The sequence below is a fragment of the Stenotrophomonas sp. P5_A8 genome (genome assembly GCF_056400545.1).
This window is the reverse complement of record NZ_JBFULB010000422.1, coordinates 1-2,839: the sequence shown is the minus strand read 5'-3', so window position 1 is coordinate 2,839 and position 2,839 is coordinate 1. Positions and strand designations below refer to the sequence as shown.

1 protein-coding gene is annotated in these 2,839 nt (G+C 67.6%); it reads left to right on the top strand.

Annotated features, from left to right (window positions below):
* Positions 1-448: 448 nt before the first annotated feature.
* The gene (locus tag AC1DQP_RS19045) at positions 449-2,422 is read left to right on the top strand and encodes a peptidyl-prolyl cis-trans isomerase (protein WP_478052262.1); all 1,974 of its coding nucleotides are present in this window, start codon (positions 449-451) and stop codon (positions 2,420-2,422) included.
* The last annotated feature ends 417 nt before the right edge of the window (positions 2,423-2,839 follow it).

The window sequence follows — 2,839 nt, the reverse complement described above, 5'->3', positions numbered from 1 at the left end:
GCCCTTGGAGGCGAAATAAAGGAGGAGGGGGCGGCCGAAGGCCGACGCCGGGGGACATTCGCCGGAAAGGGCATCGGCGCCCAGCGCCCGACCCGCCGACCACCGCTGGTGGCGAAACAAGGAGGAGGGGGTGGCCGCAGGCCGACGCCGGAGGACATTCGCCCGAAGGGGCATGGGGGACCAGCGCCCGATCCACCAACAGCCGCGCCTGGGGAGGTTCACAGCGCGTTTCTGCCTGCCACGCCGCTGGCACAAGAACCGCTTCTGTCTATCGCGACAGCATCAAGCGCGTCATGACCAGCTGCCGATGCCGGGGCCGATGTGATGGCGACATCCGGCGGCCCGCAGCCGTTGCGGTAGCGGTACCGCGCCTGCCCGCGATGGTTTTGGAGCCACGCCGGAAGCGGGTTACACTGCCCGGCTCGCCACTCAGGCCATGATTTTTCCCATGCTGCAGAAACTTCGCGACAAGACCTCGGGCTGGATCGTTACGGTGATCCTGGGGCTGCTGATGATTCCGTTCCTGTTCGTGATCGACTCCAGCTACCTCGGTGGCGTGGGTGCGCAGAACGTGGCCAAGGTGGCAGCGCCGCCGACGTGGTGGCGCTCGGCGCCGGCATGGTGGCCGATGTCGTTCCTGTGGCAGCACCATGAGATCAGCTCGCAGGACTTCCGCGTGCGTTTCGAACAGGCGCGCCAGCAGGCCCGCCAGGAGCAGGGCGAAGACTTCGACCCGCGCCATTTCGAAAGCACCGAGAACAAGCTGGCCGTGCTCGACCAGATGATCGACGAGCAGGTCGTGCGCCTGGCCGGCGAACAGTCCGGCATCGTGATTGGCGACAACGCCGTACGCGAATACATCGCCGCGATCCCGGCGTTCGTGGGTCCCGATGGCAAGTTCAGCGACACCCAGTACCGCCTGGCGCTGGCCGGTGGCAATCCGCCGCGCACCCCGACCCAGTTCGAGGCGCTGGTGCGCGAGAGCATCCAGCAGTCGGTGATCCCGTCGGCGCTGCAGTTGTCCGGTTTCGCCACTGCCGCTGAAACCGAGCGCCTGCTCAAGCTGCTGGGCGAAACCCGCGACGTTGAACTGGCCGCGCTGCCGGAACTGCCGGCCGATACCGCCGAAGTCACCGACGCGCAGATCAAGCAGTGGTACGACGGCCATATCAAGGACTTCCGCCAGCCGGAAACCGTGTCGCTGGAATACGTGGAAATCAACGGTGCCACCCTGCCGGCCGCCACCGCGGCCGACGAGGCGACCCTGCGCAAGCGCTATGCCGATGAAAAGGCACGCTTTGCCACGCCGGAACAGCGCCTGGCCTCGCACATCCTGATCGCCGCCGATGGCAGTGATCCGGCCAAGCTGAAAGCCGCCGAAGAAAAGGCGAACCGCATCGCCGCCGACGCCAAGAAGCCGGGTGCCGACTTCGCCGCGCTGGCCAAGGCCAACTCTGAAGACCCCGGTTCCAAGGAACACGGTGGCGATCTGGGGTGGGTCGAGCGTGGCGCGATGGTCAAGCCGTTCGAAGACGCGTTGTTTGCGATGCAGGCCGGTGAGGTGACCGGTCCGGTCAAGACCGACTTCGGTTACCACGTGCTGCTGCTGCGCGAAAAGAAGGGGGGCGAGAGCCGTTCGTTCGAAGAAGTGCGCGACCAGCTGGCCGCCGAGCAGCTCAAGGCCGACAACGAGCGCGCCTTCACCGATCTGAGCGGTCGCCTGGTGGATCTGGTCTACAAGAACCCGACCTCGCTGGAAGGCCCGGCCAAGGAGATGGGCCTGCCGGTGCAGACGCTGGGGCCGTTCACCCGCACCACCGCCAGCGGCATCGCCGCCAATCCGGCCGTGCTGCGCGCCGCGTTCTCCGACATCCTCACCCAGGACGGCACGGTCAGCGACCCGATCGAGATCGCACCGAACCACAACGTGATGATCCGGGTGACCGACCACAGCCCGGAACAGGCGCTGCCGTTGGTCAAGGCGCGTGAGCAGGTGATTGCCGCGATCCGTACCGACCGTAGCCGCCAGGCCTCGGAGAAGGCCGCTGACGCGCTGCTGGCCAAGCTCAAGGCGGGGCAGACCCTGCAGGCGCTCGCGGTCAGCGAGAAGCTGCAGGTGAGCCCGCTGCCGGGCCTGCCGCGCACCCAGCCGGTCCCGACCCCGGAGATCAACCGTGCCGTGTTCGGCGCGCAGGCACCGACCGAAGGCAAGCCGAGCTACGGCAAGGTGGCCGTGCAGGGCCGTTACCTGGTGTACGCGGTCACCAAGGTGACCCCGGCCAACCTGGCCGAGGTCCTGCCGGAGCAGAAGAAGGCCTTCACCGATCAGCTGAACCAGATCGATGGCATGGCCGCAGCCAAGGCCTACATCGACGCGATGCGCAAGCATTACAAGGTGCAGACCGAAGAGGCGAACCTGTAACCGACCCGGTTGCAGCGGCAGCAGAAGGCCCGGCATTGCCGGGCCTTCTACGTTGTGGAGGGTAGGGCTGGGCGGGGCGCCAGGTTTCAGGCGAGTGAGGTCGGATGCCAGAGAACCAAGGCCAACCGCACAACGGCTGATGCGAGTGCCAGTGCCAATGCGCCTTCGGCCATGGTCCTGCCGACACCGCATCCCGTGCCCGGGTCGGCAGTCGGCCGGGGCGCGGCCCCGAGTCGCCGTCGCGTGGACCATCAGGCGCGCCAGCCACCTCGCGCGCCAGCGCGCTGCGCCGCATCCTCGACGATGTGCTCCGCTACGTTTCCGCAGGGTCTCGCTCAGGCGACCGCCGATCCGGCTGATCGGCGGGATCGCGCGCTGCCCCGAACCGGCGCTTCCGCCCTTGGCGCGGCCCCGCAA

Coding starts and splice junctions, on each gene's coding strand:
- AC1DQP_RS19045 (WP_478052262.1), top strand. CDS start 449: ATGCTGCAGAAACTTCGCGACAAGACCTCGGGCTGGATCGTTACGGTG.